The following is a 19,235-nucleotide window of genomic DNA, read 5'->3' as shown; positions in this document are numbered from 1 at the left end:
ACAGATCTGGGTCGTAAGGGAGCGACCGGACCTCCGCGCCGGTTGCCGCACGGCCGCACCGACCGATATGCGGGACAGGCGCGCATAACTCGGCCCGATCGCGCGGCTGCCGCGGGCCGCCTGTCGGGGCCGGCTGCCGCCCGGGCGCGCCACGCCCGTCCCAGCCGCATTTGCCAACCGGCCAGGTGCAGGGGCTGACGCTCCTGCACCGTGACCGCGACCGGCCCCGAGGCCGGCTGTGTACTCGCAAAGGCTCTCCCGAGCCGGATGTCCGAACGAGCCGAGCCAAGCAGGCGCCCGTACGCGCCCGCTCTGCCCACCTGTCTTCACGGCCTGTGCCCACACTGTGCCCGTAACGTAAGCGCGGACAACCAATGAGGGCGGATGCGCGCGGGAGGCAAGGGCCGGCGCGGGGCGTCGGCGCGCACGCTGCTCAGTCGCGAGCGGGTGATTCGCACGGCGGTGGCGGTGGCGGACGAGAAGGGGTCGACCGCGCTCACCATACGGGCCATAGCCGAACCGCTGGGCGTCGAGGCGATGTCGCTCTACCACCACGTCGCGGGCAGGGAGGACATGCTCGACGGCATGGTGGACGCGGTGTTCGGCGAGATCGACCTACCGCCGAGCGACACGGACTGGAAGGCTTCCCAAGCTGAGAGCGCGAGTTCGATTCTCGTCACCCGCTCCATGTGAAACCCCTGGTCAGCGGCCTGGGGTTCATGCATTGCCGATGGTTCTTAACCGGTTTCTGGTCTGCCGAGCACGCGTCGATTGGACACACGAAGAGCACGAGGGCTTGGCGGATGCCACCCGGCCGCTGCCCCTGTTCGCCGAATCGTGCCACTGGCCTGTGGTTTCAGGGCACTCGCCGCAGGCGTTTGCGTATCCGAGCCCTCAGCATGCCGTTCCCCTCAGCGAGGTCGGACGGCCTTTGGCTCTGGCCGGGGGCGACGGCTCGTCCAGTGTCCGGGACTCGTGCCACAAGATCGACTCCATTCGGTTCGTCGGGACCGATCAGATGCTCCGACCTGCAGGAGTGCTGCTCCGGCAGGTCGTGAACCAACCCTGGTGACGCCGTTGCCCTACTCGTGATGTGACGTAGGCTGCGCCCGTCGACGGAGGGCCCTGGGAAGGTAAGAGACCGCAGGTCATGGCAATGGGGATACGGGGGCGGCGATGGCTGCCCAGCGGGCGAGTGCTCGGGATCGTGGCGGTGGTGCTCGCCGTCGTCGCGGGCGGCGGCTGGGCGGCGAAGCCGGTGTGGCAGCCCTGGTGGTACGCCGCGACGCTGTGCGGGGGCAACCTGTCGGGCGACGACCTCGCCGAACTGCTGCCGAACGAACGGCTGCAGGCGGGCAGGGACACCTTCGGCTCCGGGAGCTCCTCGCTCAGGTGCGGGGTGGACGAGAGCGACGGCCGGCACTTCGTCCTCAAGATCGAGGCACAGACCGACACGGGCGAGCCGCTGGGCCCGCTGGCCATGGAGTTCACTGTCCCGAGAGACCCCCACTACGTCTATCCCAGGTCAGTCCCCGGTTTCTACGGCAAGTTCGGCCCCGTGATCATTCAGGAGTGCCCGAAACTCGGCCCCGACGCCGAGGGCCGCAAGCGGCGCCTCGTCACCAACGTGTACGCCCACGGGGTGGAGAACGACCCCTCGCCCCAGTCCCTGCGCACGGCCGTGCGCATCGCCAACGGCGCCAACGCCGAGCTCGGCTGCGGGGCCGACCCGCTGCCGCTGCCGGACCGCGTCGAACCCGCCAGGAAGCTGTCCCTGAGCCAGGCGGAGGGCACCATGTGCGGCTGGCTGGCCCGGGACACGCTGCCCAGCAGCACGTCTGGCAAGGAGTGGCAGGTGCTCGCGCCCACGGACGAGGGGGCCCCGATCACCAGCTGCTCGCTGATCGACTCCGGGACGGGCGAGTCCGCCGTGAGCCTCACGGGCTGGTACGGCGACTGGGCGGAAGAGCCCTTCGAGACGCTGCTCGCGGCCAACGTGCGGATCCCGGAGGGGCACAGCTCCCGCGACGCGCTGCTCAGCGAGAACTTCGGCCGCGCCAAAGCCCGGTGTGCCGGGGAGTCCGCCAACTTCCTCGCCAACAGCTACACCCCGGACGCCTCCCGGTCGGTGCTGCCGATGAGCGAAGTGCGGCGCCTCCTCGACGAGTTCGCTGCGGACCAGGCCGAGCGCCGCGGCTGCACCGGCCTGGAGCTCCCCGGCCCCACCGTCCACCCTGACGCACCCTGACGGCCCCGACCCCGCGCCTATGAAGGCCTGCCCGGAGCCGGACACCTGGCCGACGGCCGGCACGGATGTGGTGCGGGCCGACAGCGAGGTCGTCACCCCGGCGGCGACTGGCGTGGCTACTGGAGCGGCGACGGCTGTCGAAGTCCTTTTCGGCAGCGGGGACTTCGAATCGGCAGCCCAGTCGCGGCCAAGGCGGCGAGGAGGAGGATCCACCAGTGGTCCAGGAGCCATTGGACCACTGCAACCCCGAGGCCGATCACCACAACCACCGTCATCGGGCTCGCCGTTCTGCTCGTCCCGTCTCTTCGACCGGCGGTTCGGGCGAATCCGGGCCGTGCGCTTGACCGGGCGCCCCCGGCTGTGAGCTTCCGTCGCGCCTGCCATCGGCCCTGACAGAGCCGAGCAGACGTGGTCCGTGGCGTCCAGGCCGTTCGTACAGTGGTGGGTTGTTGCGGCCTGCGGGCGCGCACCTTGCCTAAAGGGACGATGCCCAGACAACAACCCCAACAGGGACGAGGGCACAGGCGAGGCCGAAGCTCAGGCATGCGTAGCACGAGCGCGGAGACTCCCTGCACCCGGATCCGCGCCGGGGACCACCGTGTGCGCACCCTCTTCGGTGCCCAGCCGCGGAGCATGACGATACCGAGAGGCAGCAGCACCGCAGCGAACAGGCCGATCCAGCACCACAGGAAAACCGCCACGTCCCACTCCGATTCCGCGCTTCGGCGCGAAGTCTGCCCCAGCGCACGGTCCGCCGTCACTGCCGGGATCCGGAAGTCTCCGGGTGCCCGGACTGCGCGAACACGACTCCGGCGAAGAGCAAGGGACTCGGCGTCGTCGGCATCCTCGACGCCCCGTATCGACGAGGCCCCGACCTCCGCCGGTCGGAAGGCCGGTCAGAGTCTCCGACGTTCGAAGTTCACTGCACGACCGGGCAGTTTCCCCAGGCCGCGGCCAGGCTGTCGGGAATTTGCGGGACATCGCCGCACCCGTGTGGCCCACGGGGGAAGCTGTCACTGGCGATGTAGATCCAACTGCCCCCGGAAGTGCCGCGGAAGTACTTGGTGGCGCTGCCCTCGTCCTGCATGCCCACGAGTTCCTCGTGCGTGGCACCGGGGGTGGCCTCGAAACGGGTGGCGGCGTAGCGGACGCCGCCGCACTGGCCGTAGAAGAACTGGTGCGGCACCGGCTGGACATGGACGAAGCGGGGGAAGCTGCGCTGATACGCCCCCGTCACAGCGGCCTTCACTTCGCTACCGGCGGCCAGATTGCGGCAGCCGGGGTGGTTCGCGGGCGTGGGGAGGGTTCCGGCGGGAGTGGGAGATGTGGCCCTGGCCGGGGCGGCAGAGGTGTGCGACGGCGTGGGCGTGGTGGTGGCAGATGCCGGGGGCGTGGTGGCAGGACCGTTCGAAGGCGTGCCCGACCGGACAGAGGCATTCGCGGAAGGCGAGGACGAGGAGGTAGAGGGGGCGCCCGAGCCTGCGTGGGAACCCGACGAATCCTGGCACCCTGTCAGCACCAGGACCCCGCCCATCACCACCATCACCGACGTACTTCTGAGACCGGGCATGGCAAGTCCTTTCTTCGACCGATGAGGCTACGGCCACGTCCTGCGTGACCACCGTGACCAGGGTGTGCGGCGCCGCGCGGCCGGCCGCCGACTCGTTCCTGGTGCCGCGTCAGCCAAGGTTCGCCCCGTCGCGACGCCCGGCACGCTCCCCCACTCGCCGCACCGGACGCCGCTCCTTAACGGGCAAACCTTGGCTGACGCGGCACTAGACACACGGGACAGCTCCGGGGTTGTGGGGAGAGGCAGGCGGGACGGTCTCGATTCCGTATACGCAGAGGTCAAAGCTTTGCTCGACCGGCTCCAGGGACGGATCCCGGATGGCATCCCCGTCATCGTGGACACGTCGCGTGGGCGGCGCATCAACGCCGGAGTGGTCGGCGGCTGAGCGTCGCGCCCGACGAGCGGGGAACAGCCACGGCGAGCCGGCAAGAACAGCACCGCGTCGGTGAAGTCCAGCACGCTGCCGAAGGTGAGCACCGCGCCGATCACGAGGAACAGGCAGAAGACCAGCTGGTAGACGCGCTCGCTGGTCTTCGTCTTGCCGAACAGGTGAGTCCACGCCGTGCGGCCGCAGTACGACCAGGTGATCATCGGCGGGACCGCGAAGAGCAGGACGGCCACGGCGAGGGGCTTCGGGAACCACGGCAGGACGGTCTCGAAGGCCGAGGAGGTGACCGTCGCGCCGTCCGCCGTGGTGCCGTCCGTACGTCAGCCGGAGGGTGAGGTGGTACGGCCGTCGGAGGGTGAGGTGGTACGGCCGTCGGCCGCCCGCAGGGTCACGGTGGCCGCGACGCCCGCGAGGACGCCCCAGAGCAGTGCGGCGGTCACCCCCTCACCGAGGCCGGACGCCATGTACAGCAGCCCCGAACGCATCTGCGTCCCGTCCCTCGCCATGCGCAGCACCTGTTCGGCCAGCAGCCCGAGGACGACCGCGCAGACCCCGCACGCCGCCATCGCCGGGACGGACACCCGGGTGAGCCGCCCGGGCAGCCACCGCAGGGCGCACCAGACCACGGCGAGGAGCAGGACGTCCCCGAGGCGGTACAGGAGCCAGTCGCCGAGCGGTGCGCCGGCCGGACCGGACCAGGCTCCGAGCAGCAGCCACTGGCGCAGCAGGTCACCCGGTTCACCGAGCAGCCCGCCGCCCGTGAAGGCCGTCTGGAGCGTGGCGGCGTTCGACTGGTACGACAGGACGACCAGGGACACCGCGACCATCGCGGTTCCGACGGTGGCGGCCAGCAGGGCCGGCCGCGCCGGAACGTTTTCGCGTGGCTGGGGCTCGGCGCCCTTCAGCGCCAGCCGCGCCACGAGCACCGTCCATGCCGCCGCGGCCAGCGCCACCGGCACCACGATCGGCCGCCCGGCCGAGGAGAGGGACGCCAACTGCGGCAGGAACCGGTAGCTGCCGTGCCCCCCAGCCGCGATGAGCCAGGGGGCCGACACCGTCACCGCCAGGGTCGCCGCCACCAGGCCCCAGGCCCACAGTGCGAGCAGTGCGGCCCACGTCCGGCCGCGCTCCGGGGGAAGCCGCCGGACCAGAAGGAGCGCCCCGGCCGCGTAGACGACGAACACGGCGGCGAAGCGGATCTGGATCGCCGTGTGGTGCAGGCCGAGATAACGGGAAGCGCCGGTCCCGTCGAGGTACCCGCCCGCGGCCCCGCCGGAGGGTTCGTACGCCCAGGGCAGCAGCCAGCTCTGGAGGCGGGCGACGGCCTCGTAGCCCAGAACGTCGGTGGCGCCCTCCAGATGCAGCGCGTCGGCGCTCGCCCCCGCCCACCATAGGAGCAGCGTCACCATCAGTCCGCCCGCCACCGCCGGTATCACCGCGCGCCGGTATTCCATGTCCTGCCCCCGTCTTCGCCTGCTGTCGCCACGAGTCATCGTGGCCCAGGGGACCTTACGTGGCCGCGGTCACATGCGGATCACAGCCTCGCTTCGTCCTGCCCGCGCTGCCGGTTCCCTAGCCTTCCCTCGGTGGGCCGAAGCGCAGGCCGCCGTGACCGTCGTACCGGGCCCGATGCCACAATGGCGTGCCATGTCTGCCACACCTGCCATCAGGGACCAACGGCTTCGGCGCTGGGAGCAGCGCACCGGCGGCTGGCTCATCGGCCTCGCGGTGGTCTACCTCACGGCCTACGCGGTGCCGATCCTCGCCCCGGAACTGCCCCGCACCTGGCGGAACGCCGCCGAAACCGTGACCTTCGTCATCTGGGCGCTGTTGGCCGTCGAGTTCGCCCTGCGCTTCACCGTGGCCGGCAGCCGGTGGCAATTCGTCAAGGTACGGCTGTTCGACCTGGCGACCCTGGTCCTGCCGCCGCTGCGCCCCCTGCGGCTGGTGACCATCGTGTTCATGGTGGTGCGCCGCAACGCCTCCACCCTGGGCCGGGTCCGGCTGCGTCTGGGTACCTACGTGGCAGCCTGCACGGCGCTGCTGCTGTTCCTCTCCAGCCTGACGATCCTCGACGTCGAGCGGCGCAACCCGGACGCCACGATCACGTCGTTCGGCGACGCTCTGTGGTGGTCGGTGACCACGGTCACCACCGTCGGTTACGGCGACCTCTACCCCACGACGACCGAGGGGCGCCTGATCGCCATCGCGCTGATGGTCGGCGGCATCGCGCTCGCGGGTCTGGTCACCGCGACACTCGCCTCCTGGTTCATGGACCGGTTCTCCGAACTCCGAGCCACCGAGGCCCAGACGAGCAGCGAGATCTCCGCCCTCACGGAAGAAGTCCGCCGACTCCGCGACGAACTGCACGCCCAACGCCCCACCGCCCCGTCCGCTTCCGCGGAAGGTCCGCACACCGCTGGAGACACCGGACCCGAGAACAGCCCCGGCAGCGCCCCCGCCCTCGGCACCGGCACCGGCTTGGACACAGGCACCGCGGACGGCACCCTCAGCGCGTCCGAGGCCGGCTCCCCCTCCAGCCTCGCGTAGCCCGGCCGCGGGGGCCGCCCAGTGGCCGATTCCAGTGCTCGGCAACTCCTCAACCGACGAGAGGGGCTCTGGGCGAGTCCGATCGGACGGCGTGCCCATAGCGTGCCCGTAAGACGGGTCAACCACGGTCAACAGCGGTGCGATCCTGCGCTCTCGGGCACCACGCCGGAGCGCACAAACCCAGGTCAGGAGCTCTCCGTCCACGCAAGCGCCGTCGCTTCCCAAGCTGAGAGCGCGAGTTCGATTCTCGTCACCCGCTCTTCTTGAAGTCCCAGGTCAGCGACCTGGGGCTTTTGTATGGGCGAGCCATTCCTGCGATCTACTGACGCCCCTGCACCCAAAGAGGGGGCACGCGGAGGGCACAGGCGCCTTGCGGCCGCACCCCGCTCACGTCGTGGCACGGCGCCGACCCGCGACTTCATGTAGGCCGTCGCGGGTACACAAGTGCCTTACGGGAGCGGGCGCTTGGCCGCGGAGGATCTCGAATCAGAGCGGGAGGTCGTCGGGGAGCACCCGGAACGCCTTGTGACGGCCCAACGGGCGTACGGCCCGGAAGTCCCGCCGGTCGAGGGTGAGGATCGCGTCGGTGTCATAGTCGGCGGCCAGCGCCACATTCACCGCGTCGGCGAGATCGAGGTCCAGCGCGCGATAGCGGACCCGGACCGACTGGGCGGCGCCCAGGTGGTCCTCCGTGATCTCCGGCATGACAACGCGCCCCCGCCGCCGACGGGCGCGCCTATGAGTACCGGGCCCGTACCTACGACGCGGCCGGGAACTACTCGCCGTCCAGCGAGATCCGTGCCGTGACCGTGCCGGTCGGCTGACGGTCACGGGGAACACGCGACAGACCGGTTGCCTCTTCGTGGGCCCCGCATGCCAAGAGGACCGCTGATCCGACCTCACCGGCCGACACCGACAGCGGCGAACGGAGCCGGATCAGAACGGACCTCAGTGGTCGTCGCACCGGCGCACACACGACTTCAAAGTAGGAGGGCCGCCGCGCAGCGACGCGGCGGCCCTCCTTCTGTCCGCTTCTACGCCGTCGGCGCGTCAGCGGACGATGACCACTACGGGGGTGTTGCTGTAGGGGTACCCGCCGAAGAACCCGGCGGTACCGAACGGGTAGCCGTAGCCGAATCCGCAGTACGGGTTGAAGCCGCGGTTGAAGCCCACACCGAACCGGCACCCGCCGTTGGCCTGGCTGTTGGGTGACAGCGACGCGGCACCGTGCGTGGTGGCTGCGGCTGAGGCCGGGCTCGCGACCGCTCCCACGATGACGCCGCCCGCGAGGAGGGCGGCGGCCAGGGTTCGCATGACCGGGTTCCTGTGCATATTTCGGTCTCCTTTGCCCCGAGATGTCCGCACCCCTCCGGTTTCTCCCCTCACACCAGGTAACACCTGATCGGCGGAACGTACCACTCGAGCGCCCCACGGCCCCGTGGTTCCGCAGCCGACCACGACCGGGGCCGCCCTACTCCGACGCTTCGCCACCTACGGATTTGACGGGCACGCTCCGTTCCACGGTGTTCGGCGAGTTCATGGACCGGCTCACCGCCGACATCGACGACCCGGCGTCGCGTACGCCCAGAGCTTCCGTATGACCGGCCGCCTGCACCGGCGCTGCCCGCAGCTCAGCCGGATCCTGCCGAAGCGTGGGCTCGAAGTGGCCTGCTCCGACCGCGGGTTGGCGCCACGCGCACTGCGTGACATCCGTACCGCGGCGGCCGCCGGGCGGTTCGAGGTGGAGGACCTCGATCTCGCCCTGGCGATGACGGTGAGCGCCCAGCCGGCCGTGGGCCCACTGCTGTACGCACAGCCCGACCGTGACGACGCGCACTCCTCGGACCTGGTCGCACGCGGCCGGCTGCGGCACTTCGGCATACCCGCCGACGAGGCCGCGCGGATCTGCTCGCTCGACCTGCCCGGGCGGCACCAAGGTCCTCAACAGCGCGGTGGCGTCCAAGGTGACCTCGCTCGGGTACGTGGCCAAGCGGCTGTCCGACGTCTCGCGCTACTCCACCTCGGTGGCCGTGACCAAGACGATCACCAGCACGCCGAAGTACGTCTTCCTGGCCACCGGCACCGACTACCACAACGCCCTGGCGGCCAGTTCCGCCGCGGGCTCCATGGGCAGTTCGGGGACCGCGGTCGTGCTGCTGACCGACGGCTCGACCATGACCGCGTCCGTCTACGGCTACCTCAACAAGTACAGCCCGAGCACGACGAAGATCATCGCCGTGGGGACCGACGCCGAGTCGGCACTGGCCAAGGCGTACAAGGCCGGCAAGATGCCGCACTGGCCCAGCAAGTACAGCTACTACCGGGTCGCCGGCGCCACTCCGCAGTCGAACGCCATGCAGCTCGCCGACCTGTGGTGGTCGCTGCCGTCGAACGCCACGGTGGCCTCCGTGGGCAGTTGGCGCGGCGGCGTCTCCGCGTCGTCGGCGATGACCACCTACGGTCCGCTGCTGTGGACCGACGTCACCTCGCTGCCGTACGACACCAAGCGGTACCTGATGCGGATGTCGTCGAGTGTGAACCACGTGGCCGTCTTCGGCGGCACGGCTTCGGTCGACGCTTCCGTCCTTCCCAAGATCGGTGCGGCGATCGGCGTGGGTACCCACTACGACTACACGTCGTACTACAAGGGCGTGGCGCCACAGAGCACGGCTGCTCAGGCGCCGCCCCACAGCACCCTGTCCGCTCCGAGCCCGAACCTCGCGCCCCTGCAGGTGACGGCCACGAAGTAGTCGTCCCTACGCCCCGGCGGGCGCGTCCGGCAAGCTGCCGGACGCGCCCGCTTTTGCTTCTCACACCGAGCGGGCGTCGTCGGACGTGGGAGCCGGGACAGCCGTCCGCGCCCTTGCCGACAGGCCCGCTCGTCTCACGGGCGGTGCTACTCGCGATGATCGTGTCTTTTCGGGCGGGAGGACGGCCACTGATCGAGCGTCTCGTCCGAGGCGAGCCGGGACAGCGCTTCCGTCAGGCGCTCGCAAGCCTCTTCGATCTCACGGAGGGTGCGGTTCCGCTCGGCGACCATCGCCGAGAGAAGAAGGGCCGTCAGTGACACGGTGCCGTTGAAGGCCTGCAGGATGACCATCTTGGCGAGCAGGTCCTGACCGGAGAACGGGCCCGAACCGACGGCACCCGCGTCGATCGCGACCACGGAGGCGATCAGCACGCAGGGCGCGGCGCCGGCCAGCTGGAAGCGGAAGGCCGCCCAGATCAGGAAGGGAACGACGAGAAAGAGAAGGTCGAGCGAGCTGTGGGTGGCCGCGGCTGTGACCACCGCCGTGCCGCCGACCAGGGCCAGCGCCTCGACCCAGCGCAGGACGGGTGTGCCGCGTGGCCATCGGGCGTTGCGCGCGGCCAGCAGGAACGGCGCAATGACCAGGACTCCCATCGCGTCGCCCGTCCACCACACCGACCAGGCCGGCCAGAAATCCTGCGCCGTCAGCGCGCCGGAGGCCACCAGGACTCCGGTGCCGAGCGTGGCGCTGATCAGCATCCCGCCCAGGGCCCCGAGGAAGACCAGCGACAGCGCGTCCTGCAGCCGGTCGAGTTCGATACGGAATCCCACACGCCGCAGGAGGAGGTACGCGCAGACCGGGGCGACCGTGTTGCCGACCGCGATGGCGAGTACGGGGAGGATCGAGGGCCCGAGCATCACGTTCACCAGGAACGCCCCGAGAGCGATCGCCGGCCACATGCGAAGGCCCCACAGCATCAGGGCGACGAGAGCGATGCCGGTGGGCGGCCAGAAGGGCGTGATCTGCCCTCGCACCAGTTGCTGCTGCAGCCCGATCTTGGCGCTGACATAGTAGGCGGCCACAACGGCAGCCATCCGCAGGCCCTCGGCCGCGTACCGCCGGAGCCGCTCACTGCGCGCCACGTCGATCATCCCCGCCCGCGTCGGCGGTCACACCGGGCGGGGCGCGCCGCACCGGGGGCGCACATGCCGTGCATGCCCTCATTCTTCGCCCTGCGGCCGCTCCTGTCGCCCTCTGCAACGCCGCCAGGGCCTGTCGTCTGGAGCAGGCCGGATCAGGCGGGCTTGGCCCGTGCAGCTGCAAGGCGGAGGAGGGAGTCGACGCGATGGGTCCCCCCCGCGCGAGCGAAGCCGAGCGTGGGGGAGTCGGCGAGTGACGACAACGCCGCAGATGTGCGTGCCGAGCCCCGCGAGCCCGGCCTGATCCAAACGACACGCCCTAGTGTCCTGCGCCATCAATTCGTCGTTAGTTCTTGGTGCCCCACTGCCGCCGACTTGGCCGAATACTCGCAGGCCGGGGCTGGATGGGCGGACAACCAACCCGGCCGGGCAAGGCGCGAATCCACCGACGAACTTCTGGCGCAGCGCACTAGTCCCAGAGCCCCCCGTAGCGGAGGACGAGGACGGCGGCGTCGTCGCTGTGGCCGGTGAGGTCCGCCACCTTGATCACGTGTGCGGCCAGCTCGTCCGGGTCGGTGCGACAGGCGCCGACGACCAGTTCGGCCACCCGCTCGAGACCCTCCTCGATCGGGTAGTCGGGGCCTTCCACCACACCGTCGGTGAGCAGCACGAACGCGCCCACGTCGGCGAGCAGCCGGTGGGTCGACCGGTATTTCTCGCCGGCCTGGATGCCCAGCGGCAGGCCGCCGTCGGTCAGGACGATGTCGCAGCGGCCGGACGCCGTGGCCCAGACGGCGGGGACATGCCCGGCGCGGGCGTCGACGAGCTCGCTCGTGACCGGGTCGAAGCGCAGGAACGAGCAGGTCACGAACAGCCCGCAGTCCAGGGCGACGAGCAGGTCGTTGGTGCGCCGGAGCACCTCCGCCGGGTCCGTGGTGGCGGTGGCGACGGCGCGCAGACAGGTGCGCACCTGCCCCATGAGAGCAGCGGCCTCGACATCGTGGCCCTGTACATCTCCGATCACGAACCCCACCGAGCCGTCCGGCATGAGGAAGCCGTCGTACCAGTCGCCCCCGATGTCCAGCCCGGCCCGCGCGGGTGCGTACCGTCCCGCCACGTGCAGACCGGAGAGGACCGGCAGGTCGGCGGCGAGGACCTGACGCTGCAGCGCGGCAGCGAGTTCCACGCGGGCCTGCTGGACCTTGATCCGATCCAGTATCCGGCCGGTGAGATCACCAAGCGTGTCCAGCAGCTCCGCCGTGCCGCTGGAGGAGTCGGTGCGGCGACGAGGCATGGCATCACACTCCGGGTCTTTCGGAGTTGCGCCCTATGTCAGGATCTCACCGTACCCCTCGGGGCCAGGGCCCGGATGTCCAGTGCCCCCTCCACGATGACCGCCGGTGCGGCTTCAGTGCGGCTTCCGAGGGCGATCGAGGAGGCCCTTCGCCGATGGTGGCACGGCGACGGCAAGGCCCACGTACATCGGCCCGCGCCACCGGGCCACCGTCAGCCGACGCCCTCCAACCCTGTCGCCCGGCCTACCTGGTCCCAGCGGACCTCCAGGACGCGCTCGACGGCGTCACGGTTGATGGGCCCGAACACGTGCGGGAACAGGGTGCTCGCGGCCACCCCGGGCGGCGGAGCGGGAACGGCCGCCTCCCATACACACTTCGCGGTGAGCCGGTCCTCGTCGAGGAGCAGCGCCAGCAGCGGCCTGGGAGCGGTGCGGTAGAACGCGTTGACGACGGTGAGCGTCGTCTCCTCGTCGGGTGAGCAGTGGACGAAACCGTCCTCCGCGAGGGAAGCGGGCGCGTACGGCCGGCCTGGGTCGGCGTTCCACTCACCGAGCGGTACGACGTGATAGATCATGCCCCGGTTATATAGCAGCGGAGTGACCGAGGGGCGAAGAGGGACCTGGGCCGTCGCGGCGGCTCCCGGGCGGAGGGCTGCCCGAGGAGCAGCGCCCATCGGGCAGTCTCCGACCGACCTTGCCGGACCCACGCACCTCAGGCATCACCGCAGTTCAGGGAACCCGCCGCGCGGACCGCCGCCTCGGTCAGGGTCGTCGCGGTCCGTACGGCGCTGGTGACCGCCTCGTCCGGGTCGAGTCCGCACAGATCGGTGAGAGAGAAGAGAGCCTCCGCGCTGACGACCACCGCGAGGTCGCGCTTGAGCTGGGCGAAGGCGTCCGGATTGGTCGCCCCCAAGGTGACCTGGAGGGGGATGAGCGCGTGGTCGATGAGGCCGAAGCGGATACCGGGTCGCATGGTCACCGTCTCGGGGCGGGTGATGGTGGCGGCGATCATGGCGCGCACCGCTCCTTGGCGGGCGAGTATGCCGCGGAGCAGGAACTCGCAGGCGAAGGCGACGCGTTCGAGGGGGTCACGGGAGTCCGCGACCGGTCGCAGCGCGTCGGCCGGCGCGGGCCAGACGCCCGCCAAGGCCTCGCTGATCAGTGACGGAAGGTCGGGGAAGTACCGGTAGGCGGTGGCTTCCGAGACCAGGGCCGCGCGGGCGATCGCGGGCATGGTCACCTCGGCGCCCGTGCCGATGAGTTCGCGGGCGGCCTCGACGATCGCCGTGCGCGTGCGCTTCTTCTGGTTGCTGCGGCCGGTGTCCGTCGGTGTCGTCGCCATCGGTATGCCCTGTCCTCAGTCTCGAGTCTCTGCCGGTCCGCCCATCCCCCCTGCACAAGTACTTTACCACTGCTGACTCTCGTTATGAGAGTTCACTTGCACAACGAGAGCGGCCTCCCTAAACTCATGAGAGCGAACTCTCTCGAAGGAGCGGCATTGAACGAGGTTTCCCTGGTCGGCCCGGACGGCGGCGAGACCATCCGGCTGGGACCGACGCAGATGCGCATCCTCGAGGACGGCAGCACCACCGGGCACCGGATCGGGATCGGTGAGATCACCCTCGCCCCGCACACGCAAGGCCCGCCGCAGCACCGTCACGCCCAGCACGACGAGGGCTTCTACGTCGTCTCCGGCACCGTGCACTTCACCGTCGGGGAGACCACCCATGCCGCCCCCGCCGGCACGCTGGCGATGATCCCGCCCGGCGCCCCGCACACCTTCGCCAACCTCGGCGACGAGCCGGCGGTGCTGCTCAACACCTTCACGCCCGACCTGTACGTGCAGTACTTCCGCGACCTGCGGGACATGATCGCCGGCGGCCGGGAGATGAGCGCCGAGGCGACCGTCGAGGTGATGAGCCGTTACGCCACCGTTGCCGCCACCGACTTCGCCTGACCGCCCCTCCCCTCGCCTCCCGACGCCCTTGAGGACACTTCATGACCAGCACCGTCCACACCCTCGCCCTCCCCTCCGGCGACCTCGACGTCACCGTCGACGACCAGGGGCAGGGCCACCCCTTCCTCCTGCTGCACGGCGGCGGCGGTCCACAGACCGTCGCAGCCTTCGCCGGGCTGCTCGCGGCACAGCGGCCGGCCCGGGTCATCACCCCGGTGCACCCCGGCTTCGGCGGCACGGCCCGGCCCGACTGGCTGACCGACGTCGCCGCCCTCGCCCAGGTCTATGTACGACTGCTCGACGAACTCGGCCTCACGGACGTGACCGTCGTCGGCAACTCCATCGGCGGCTGGATCACCGCCGAACTGGCCCTGCTCGACAGCGAACGGGTCGGCAGCGTCGTCCTCGTCAACGCCGCCGGCATCAAGGTCCCCGGCCACCCGGTCGCCGACCCCTTCTCCCTCACCCCGGCCGAGCTGTCGCGGCTGGCCTTCCACGACCCCGCGAAGTTCGCCGGCGACCCCGCCACCCTCCCGGATGCCGCCCGCGCGGTGATGGCCGCACACCGCGCCGCCCTCCAGGTCTATTCGGGGCCGTACGTCATGGAGGACCCCACGCTCCGCGAGCGCCTGGCCAAGGTCACCCACCCGGCCCTCGTCGCGTGGGGTGAGAGCGACGAGGTCGTCGACGCCGAGTACGGGCGGGCCTACGCGGCGGCCGTCCCCGAGGCCCGGTTCGAGCTGCTCCCCGCCACCGGCCACATGCCGCAGCTCGAGACCCCCGAGCAACTCCTCGCCGTGCTGTGGGACTTCGCCGACTCCCATGCCACGAACCGGCCGTGAAGGGAGGCGTCCCGTGCACCGACCCCGTGGCGGCCGACGGAGGTCGGTCCTGGCCGTCTGCTGTCTCAGCGTGACCGCCGGGCGGCGGCCCGCCCCCGAGACCGGCGCCACCGCCGGACGCGTCGCCGACGGACGGTCACACCTCACCGTGGACGCGAGCTGAAACGCGGTGGCGGCGACGGCTCGGTGACGGTGCCGAGCAGCAGGTGGACGAGCACGACGACGATGGTGCCCAGCTTGATCCACATCTCGGGCGGGGTGCCGTCGGACGATCGACGTCACCGGCTTCCACCCCACCGCGGCCGGTGCGGCGCGAGCGGCGATCAGCACGACCGGCGAACTGAGCCGCTTCTTCTCGGCGTTCCCGGACGGTCGGCTGCCGCACCCCATGCAGCGGCCCGACCGTGTCGATCCGTTCACACACGCGAGGCCCCCAGGGGATTCGTGCAGGAGCATCACACAGGCTGCACACAGTCTTGCGAAAGACTCGTTAGGTTGCTGGCCATTCGACCCCACGTGCGAACGTGACCAGGCTGCGGCCCGGTGCGGGCGACGGCACGTCAACTCAGGAAGACCGCAGATGGACTACTGCTCCTCGTGTCGTCGGCATCTCAACGGCGCCCTGGTGTGTCCCGGGTGCGGTGCGTACGCCCCGGACATCGCTCCGGCCGCGGCCGACGGTCGCACTGTCCCCGCCCGGGCGCCGCAGGCGACGACGGACGCGGTGGCCGCGTGGGAATTCACGGCCGCCGAGGCGTGGCACGACGACCGGCTCAGTAGCGGGACAGCAGGATTTCGTGCCGGGACAGCGATCGGGGCAGGCACGGACGAGCCCCCGCAGGTCGGCCCGTCCGGCGATCTCCAGGACGTACCGCCCGCGCCGCAAGGGCGGGCGGCACGGCGTCGCCAGCGGGCCCGCTGGAAGAAGAACCAGCGCCGGGCCGTGGTGGCGACCGCCGTCGCACTCGTCGGAGGCGGTCTGACGGTTGCCGCGATGGACCGGCAGTCCGGCGACCGGGCCCAGGCGGCCGCGGCACCGAAGCTCCCGAGCACGGGCGCCAAGGAGGAACCGACCTCGCAGTACACCCGCCCGGCGGAGACGCGGCCCGACACTCACCGCTCCTCGTCCACTCCCTCCGCGCAGTCGCCCGCGACCAACCTCCCGCGCGAGCAGTCCACCACCACCCTGCCCCGCACCGCCCCGCCGAGCGCTCGGCCGACCGCCACCGCCCTTCCTCGTACGACCGGCGCGACGGCGACGTCGGCCCCGCAGCAGCCGATCGCCTCCCCGTCCTCCGGCGTAACGGTCCCCGACCACACCGGTACGGCCGCCCATCAGACGTCCGCGCCCGCAGCCGTCGCCGGCACGGACTCGGGAACGCAGGCCGCCCCCACGCCCGCAGCGACGTCGCCGTCGGAGATCTGCCTGCTCGTGGTGTGCATCGGCTGACGGGGCCGAGCCACGCCTCTTCGCGCCGTCGTGCTCGCCTCTGCGGACCGTACGCGGCCGCCCTAGGCTTGAAGAACCGGTTCGGGGACGCGGGAGCCGGGCCCCCGGACCGGGGCGGGGGAAGGCCACCCCAGGAGGACGCGATGGTGCGGCACACCAGACTGGCCGGGGAAACGGCGGACTACCTCGCCGCCCGCGAAGAGCTGCGCCTGGCCGAGATCGAGCTCATGCGCCGGCGCGAGCAGGTCGCGGCCCTGCGACGGGCGCTCCCGCAGGGGTCGCCCGTCGAGGACTACGCCTTCGTCGAGGGCCCCACCGACCTCGACGCCGGCGACGCGCCGGTCAACGAGGTCACCCTCAGCGAGCTGTTCACCGCCCCGGACCGCCCGCTGATCGTCTACCACCTCATGTACGGCAAGCTGCAGACCGACCCCTGCCCGATGTGCACCCTGTGGATCGACGGCTTCAACGGCGTCGCCCGCCACGTCGAGCGCAACGCCGACTTCGTCATCGCCGCGGCTGCCGACCCGCCCGCCCTGCGGCAGCACGCCCGCAACCGCGGCTGGCACCGGCTCCGGCTCCTGAGCTGCGGCGACAGCACGTTCAAGTACGACCTGGGCAGCGAGGACAAGGACGGCGAACAGGACTCCACCCTCTCCGTGTTCACCCGCGACGGCGATGGCACGGTCCGCCACTTCTACTCCACACACCCACGCATGGCCGACGACATCGACCAGGGCGGCATCGACCTCCTGGCGCCCGTCTGGCACCTTCTCGACCTGACCCCGCAGGGCCGCGGCGACTGGTACCCGAACCTCGACTACTGACGCCCTGCGACGGCCGCCGCTCACCGCGATACGCGGCGGGCGCGACCCGCTGAGCGGCCTCGGGGAAGTGAGGCACGCCCCCACGCCGCCCGGCACGGCACCTCGCCGCACCGCCACATCACCCAAGGACATCCAGTACGAGGGCGACGCGGCAGCACGCCGATGCACCGCACCGGACGACGCGGAAACGCACCCCACTTCCCCGAGGCCGCTTCAGCCGATCGGGTAGCCCTGCTCGAACGCCCAACGGCCCGGCGGGTACGTCGCCTCGGCGAACTCCAAGGGCCGGTCCCGCATGTCGTGGACGACGTGATGGACAATCAGGACAGCGGCTCCGGGCTCGAGTTCGAGGTCGACCGCCTCGCCCTCCGTCGCCGGGCGCGCGCACAACCGGTCCTCGGCATAGCTCCCTTGACGTCCCGTCATGTTCTCGACGTACAGGAGCGTGCCTTCCTGAATCCGGTCGAGCTCACGAAGCCTGGGGGCACGCTCTCCGACATCGGTGCCGAACCAGGACGTGGAGATCGCGACCGGCCCGGACTCGTTCCTCGTCACCCGGCGCCGGTGAACAGCCCTGGCTCCGGGCGCCAGGCTCAGCGCCTCGGCAACGTGGTCGGGCGCCGGCAGCCAGCCGGCCGAGGTGATCACCGCGTACTCGCCCGGCGGATGGATCCTGCCGATCTGCCTGGCCCGTCCGTAGAACTCCCGGGCACGCCGGTTCGCGGCGACTGCGCGCACGTAGGTACCCGATCCCTGCCGCTTCTCGACCAGCCCCTGATGGCTCAAGGCCGCCAGCGACCGAGCGGCCGTCGGCCGTGACACGCTCCAGTCGGCCGCCAGCCGGCGTTCCGAGGGAACCTCGTCGCCGGGCCGCAGGTCACCCCGGAGAATCTGCTCGCGAAGGTGGTGCGCGATCTGCAGGTACTTGGGCCGGGTCTCTTCGATCTGCGGCATCGCGACCCCTTGCGCAAGTGGCTATTACCACTGGCCACTATAAAGTGAGTGGCCAGGGGGCGAGCCCGTACGCTGACGAGGGTGACGCGCTTGATCGTGGCAGCCGGAGGCGGGGGCGACGCCGTCGCCGCCTCAATGCTCTACGCGGCCCTCTACGCACATCACGGCGGTCCGGCGCTCGTCCTCACCTACGCGTGGGACCGCCAGCTGATCGATCCGGTGCCTGGGCCACGAGGGCCGGACAGCTTCACCGGCCTGCGGCCCCTCACGCGCAGCGTGCGGTCCGTCCCCGCCGACGCGAAGCCGATCGCTCCGGCGGGCTCGACGCTCCCCCGCCTGGCGGCCGAGCTGCCGCACACCTTCGCCCTGCTCGATCCGCTGCACGGCGCCGAGGGCATCACGCGCCAGCTGGAAGAGCTCATCCAGATCCTGGACCCCGAGTCCATCGACCTCCTGGACGTCGGTGGCGACATACTCGCCAGGGGTGACGAGGCCACCCTCCGCAGCCCTCTGGCGGACGCCCTCACTCTGGCCGCGTGCTGCCAAGTCAACGCACCTGTGCGGCTCTTGGTCGCCGGTCCCGGACTGGACGGCGAACTCCCGGCCGAGGACCTGCGCGAGCGCATGGGCCCGGCGGTCCTGACACTCACGGCCGAGCACGTCGAACCGGTCGGCTCGGTACTGGAATGGCATCCGTCCGAGGCGGCGGCCATGCTGGCGGCCACGGCCCGGGGCGTCCGCGGCCTCTGCGAAGTCAGGGACGTCGGCCTGCCGGTCCCGCTCACCGACGAAGGCCCCACCGTCCACGAAGCGGACCTGGACGACGCCGTCAATCGCAATGAGCTCGCCCGCGCGCTCCTCGAGACGGAGAGCCTCGAGGAGGCCGAACAGGCCAGCCGCGAAGTCTGCGGTTACTCGGAGATCGACTACGAGCGGAACAGGACGGGCCGGCTCGGGAGCCGACCGCAACAGCCGCTCGACCCGGACAGCACGCTGCGTCTCCTCGACCGGTTCGAGGCCGAGGCCCGCGCCCGGGGCATCACCCACATGACGTTCCGCAGGATCACCGAGGCGCTCGGACTCGGCGGCCAACAGCGCCAGGACCTCAGGACACTCCTGCTGAGCAGCCGTCCGCAGCAGTACGCGGCGCCGCTGTGGCGCATCGCGTCCGACAGCCCTGGCAGCATCTGACGGACCGCCGGTTCCCGGCAACTTCCCTTGCGGAGAACACGAGTTCGACAGCCCGTGGCCATCCGCTGCATCATC

The 19,235-nt window shown here is 70.9% G+C and carries 17 protein-coding genes and 3 pseudogenes; 10 read left to right on the top strand and 10 right to left on the bottom strand.

Going from position 1 to position 19,235, the window contains the following annotated elements; all coding sequences use genetic code 11:
• Nucleotides 1-384 precede the first annotated feature (384 nt).
• A complete protein-coding gene (locus OG390_RS27080) occupies nt 385-693 on the top strand; it encodes a TetR/AcrR family transcriptional regulator (RefSeq protein WP_406171830.1) in 309 nt (102 codons plus the stop codon).
• A gap of 457 nt (nt 694-1,150) precedes the next feature.
• Entirely contained in the window at nt 1,151-2,248 is a 1,098-nt protein-coding gene (locus tag OG390_RS27075) for a hypothetical protein (protein ID WP_406171828.1), read from the top strand.
• Between the two features lie 919 nt (nt 2,249-3,167).
• On the opposite strand, the gene OG390_RS27070 is transcribed toward OG390_RS27075, so the two are convergent.
• The 3 genes and pseudogenes from OG390_RS27070 to OG390_RS27060 form a co-directional block, all read right to left on the bottom strand.
• Nucleotides 3,168-3,497 carry a hypothetical protein gene (locus tag OG390_RS27070; protein WP_406171826.1) on the bottom strand — a complete coding sequence of 110 codons (330 nt, stop codon included), beginning with the start codon at nt 3,495-3,497 and terminating at the stop codon, nt 3,168-3,170.
• 348 nt (nt 3,498-3,845) lie between these two features.
• A pseudogene (locus tag OG390_RS27065) lies at nt 3,846-4,496 on the bottom strand (alanine:cation symporter family protein); the annotation flags it as partial.
• 30 nt (nt 4,497-4,526) lie between these two features.
• The gene (locus OG390_RS27060; RefSeq protein WP_406171824.1) at nt 4,527-5,660 is read right to left on the bottom strand and encodes a hypothetical protein; all 1,134 of its coding nucleotides are present in this window, start codon (nt 5,658-5,660) and stop codon (nt 4,527-4,529) included.
• Between the two features lie 193 nt (nt 5,661-5,853).
• Here OG390_RS27060 and OG390_RS27055 point away from each other — a divergent pair, with 193 nt between their 5' ends.
• Entirely contained in the window at nt 5,854-6,756 is a 903-nt protein-coding gene (locus OG390_RS27055; RefSeq protein WP_406171822.1) for a potassium channel family protein, read from the top strand.
• A 486-nt stretch (nt 6,757-7,242) separates the two neighbouring features.
• Here OG390_RS27055 and OG390_RS27050 read toward each other — a convergent pair.
• Nucleotides 7,243-7,476, bottom strand: a pseudogene (locus OG390_RS27050) (VapC toxin family PIN domain ribonuclease); the annotation flags it as partial.
• A gap of 330 nt (nt 7,477-7,806) precedes the next feature.
• Nucleotides 7,807-8,088 carry a hypothetical protein gene (locus OG390_RS27045; protein WP_406171820.1) on the bottom strand — a complete coding sequence of 94 codons (282 nt, stop codon included), beginning with the start codon at nt 8,086-8,088 and terminating at the stop codon, nt 7,807-7,809.
• A 265-nt stretch (nt 8,089-8,353) separates the two neighbouring features.
• On the opposite strand from OG390_RS27045, the pseudogene OG390_RS27040 reads away from it, so the two are divergent.
• Both OG390_RS27040 and OG390_RS27035 read left to right on the top strand, forming a co-directional pair.
• Nucleotides 8,354-8,605 (top strand): annotated as a pseudogene (locus tag OG390_RS27040) (TetR/AcrR family transcriptional regulator); the annotation flags it as partial.
• 103 nt (nt 8,606-8,708) lie between these two features.
• Complete coding sequence (locus OG390_RS27035) at nt 8,709-9,506, top strand: cell wall-binding repeat-containing protein (RefSeq protein WP_406171818.1); 798 nt, start codon at nt 8,709-8,711, stop codon at nt 9,504-9,506.
• Nucleotides 9,507-9,652: 146 nt separating this feature from the next.
• Here OG390_RS27035 and OG390_RS27030 read toward each other — a convergent pair whose 3' ends face one another.
• The 4 genes from OG390_RS27030 to OG390_RS27015 all read right to left on the bottom strand — a co-directional run bounded on the left by OG390_RS27030 (nt 9,653) and on the right by OG390_RS27015 (nt 13,281).
• The gene (locus OG390_RS27030) at nt 9,653-10,657 is read right to left on the bottom strand and encodes an MASE1 domain-containing protein (protein ID WP_406171816.1); all 1,005 of its coding nucleotides are present in this window, start codon (nt 10,655-10,657) and stop codon (nt 9,653-9,655) included.
• A 457-nt stretch (nt 10,658-11,114) separates the two neighbouring features.
• Nucleotides 11,115-11,939: a PP2C family protein-serine/threonine phosphatase gene (locus OG390_RS27025; RefSeq protein WP_406171814.1), complete on the bottom strand. Its 825-nt coding sequence runs from the start codon at nt 11,937-11,939 to the stop codon at nt 11,115-11,117.
• Between the two features lie 212 nt (nt 11,940-12,151).
• Nucleotides 12,152-12,514: a DUF952 domain-containing protein gene (locus OG390_RS27020; RefSeq protein ID WP_406171812.1), complete on the bottom strand. Its 363-nt coding sequence runs from the start codon at nt 12,512-12,514 to the stop codon at nt 12,152-12,154.
• Nucleotides 12,515-12,651: 137 nt separating this feature from the next.
• Nucleotides 12,652-13,281: a TetR/AcrR family transcriptional regulator gene (locus tag OG390_RS27015; RefSeq protein WP_406171810.1), complete on the bottom strand. Its 630-nt coding sequence runs from the start codon at nt 13,279-13,281 to the stop codon at nt 12,652-12,654.
• 156 nt (nt 13,282-13,437) lie between these two features.
• On the opposite strand from OG390_RS27015, the gene OG390_RS27010 reads away from it, so the two are divergent.
• The 4 genes from OG390_RS27010 (at nt 13,438) to OG390_RS26995 (ending at nt 17,015) form a co-directional block, all read left to right on the top strand.
• A complete protein-coding gene (locus OG390_RS27010; protein WP_406171808.1) occupies nt 13,438-13,896 on the top strand; it encodes a cupin domain-containing protein in 459 nt (152 codons plus the stop codon).
• A gap of 41 nt (nt 13,897-13,937) precedes the next feature.
• On the top strand, nt 13,938-14,738 hold the full coding sequence (locus OG390_RS27005; RefSeq protein ID WP_406171806.1) for an alpha/beta fold hydrolase: 801 nt from the start codon (nt 13,938-13,940) through the stop codon (nt 14,736-14,738).
• Between the two features lie 580 nt (nt 14,739-15,318).
• Nucleotides 15,319-16,188: a hypothetical protein gene (locus tag OG390_RS27000; RefSeq protein WP_406171804.1), complete on the top strand. Its 870-nt coding sequence runs from the start codon at nt 15,319-15,321 to the stop codon at nt 16,186-16,188.
• A 143-nt stretch (nt 16,189-16,331) separates the two neighbouring features.
• Nucleotides 16,332-17,015: a DUF899 family protein gene (locus OG390_RS26995; protein ID WP_406171802.1), complete on the top strand. Its 684-nt coding sequence runs from the start codon at nt 16,332-16,334 to the stop codon at nt 17,013-17,015.
• Nucleotides 17,016-17,228: 213 nt separating this feature from the next.
• Here OG390_RS26995 and OG390_RS26990 read toward each other — a convergent pair whose 3' ends face one another.
• Nucleotides 17,229-17,969 carry a GntR family transcriptional regulator gene (locus OG390_RS26990; RefSeq protein ID WP_406171800.1) on the bottom strand — a complete coding sequence of 247 codons (741 nt, stop codon included), beginning with the start codon at nt 17,967-17,969 and terminating at the stop codon, nt 17,229-17,231.
• Nucleotides 17,970-18,050: 81 nt separating this feature from the next.
• Between OG390_RS26990 and OG390_RS26985 the strand changes: the two genes are divergently transcribed.
• Complete coding sequence (locus tag OG390_RS26985) at nt 18,051-19,160, top strand: DUF1152 domain-containing protein (protein WP_406171798.1); 1,110 nt, start codon at nt 18,051-18,053, stop codon at nt 19,158-19,160.
• The last annotated feature ends 75 nt before the right edge of the window (nt 19,161-19,235 follow it).

Origin of the sequence: Streptomyces sp. NBC_00996, from assembly GCF_045162675.1 — a bacterium.
Lineage (GTDB): Bacteria > Actinomycetota > Actinomycetes > Streptomycetales > Streptomycetaceae > Streptomyces.
This window is presented reverse-complemented; position numbering and strand designations above follow the sequence as displayed.

Excerpts from the sequence above, each read along its gene's own strand:
- OG390_RS27080 (WP_406171830.1), top strand. The coding sequence starts at position 385 with ATGCGCGCGGGAGGCAAGGGCCGGCGCGGGGCGTCGGCGCGCACGCTG.
- OG390_RS27075 (WP_406171828.1), top strand. The coding sequence starts at position 1,151 with ATGGCAATGGGGATACGGGGGCGGCGATGGCTGCCCAGCGGGCGAGTG.
- OG390_RS27060 (WP_406171824.1), bottom strand. The coding sequence starts at position 5,660 with ATGGAATACCGGCGCGCGGTGATACCGGCGGTGGCGGGCGGACTGATG.
- OG390_RS27055 (WP_406171822.1), top strand. The coding sequence starts at position 5,854 with ATGTCTGCCACACCTGCCATCAGGGACCAACGGCTTCGGCGCTGGGAG.
- OG390_RS27045 (WP_406171820.1), bottom strand. The coding sequence starts at position 8,088 with ATGCACAGGAACCCGGTCATGCGAACCCTGGCCGCCGCCCTCCTCGCG.
- OG390_RS27030 (WP_406171816.1), bottom strand. The coding sequence starts at position 10,657 with ATGATCGACGTGGCGCGCAGTGAGCGGCTCCGGCGGTACGCGGCCGAG.
- OG390_RS27025 (WP_406171814.1), bottom strand. The coding sequence starts at position 11,939 with ATGCCTCGTCGCCGCACCGACTCCTCCAGCGGCACGGCGGAGCTGCTG.
- OG390_RS27020 (WP_406171812.1), bottom strand. The coding sequence starts at position 12,514 with ATGATCTATCACGTCGTACCGCTCGGTGAGTGGAACGCCGACCCAGGC.
- OG390_RS27015 (WP_406171810.1), bottom strand. The coding sequence starts at position 13,281 with ATGGCGACGACACCGACGGACACCGGCCGCAGCAACCAGAAGAAGCGC.
- OG390_RS27005 (WP_406171806.1), top strand. The coding sequence starts at position 13,938 with ATGACCAGCACCGTCCACACCCTCGCCCTCCCCTCCGGCGACCTCGAC.
- OG390_RS27000 (WP_406171804.1), top strand. The coding sequence starts at position 15,319 with ATGGACTACTGCTCCTCGTGTCGTCGGCATCTCAACGGCGCCCTGGTG.
- OG390_RS26995 (WP_406171802.1), top strand. The coding sequence starts at position 16,332 with ATGGTGCGGCACACCAGACTGGCCGGGGAAACGGCGGACTACCTCGCC.
- OG390_RS26990 (WP_406171800.1), bottom strand. The coding sequence starts at position 17,969 with ATGCCGCAGATCGAAGAGACCCGGCCCAAGTACCTGCAGATCGCGCAC.